The 420-nt window shown below is 46.9% G+C and carries 1 protein-coding gene; it reads left to right on the forward strand.

Translation table 11 applies throughout. The features are described 5' to 3' along the window. Positions 1-112: 112 nt before the first annotated feature. The coding region (locus F8C76_RS19245) for a hypothetical protein (RefSeq protein ID WP_211372187.1) at positions 113-420 on the forward strand (308 nt) is incomplete at its 3' end.

The following is a 420-nucleotide window of genomic DNA, read 5'->3' on the forward strand; positions in this document are numbered from 1 at the left end:
ACCGTCATCTTATCCGACCAATCACATATTGGTCTTTAATTTACATAGGAGAAACAAGAAACCTTAGCGCAAGGTAAATGCTGATTTCTGAAAGAATGACGGAGGTGATTTGATGTCAGCGCAGAACCTAACTTGCCCTGCATCGATACAAACCGATCCTTATCCCACCCGGTTACATCAACACCCGGACCAACCTTGGTACAAGCGTCAGGAGCATACGGTGAAAGGCCGCCATCTTCCTGGGCCGCTTTCCCAATCACAACTTGATAACTTTGAGCAGAACGGCTTTCTGTTCGAACGCGGTTTTTTGCACAGCGATGAAGTGAACGCGCTTTCTAACGCCATGAGCGAGCTTCTCAATCGTAATGACTATCGAAATCGCTCTTTCACAATTACCGAACCTGACAGCCAGGAGATTCA

This window comes from Flagellimonas olearia, from assembly GCF_009184425.1.
Lineage (GTDB): Bacteria > Bacteroidota > Bacteroidia > Flavobacteriales > Flavobacteriaceae > Flagellimonas > Flagellimonas olearia.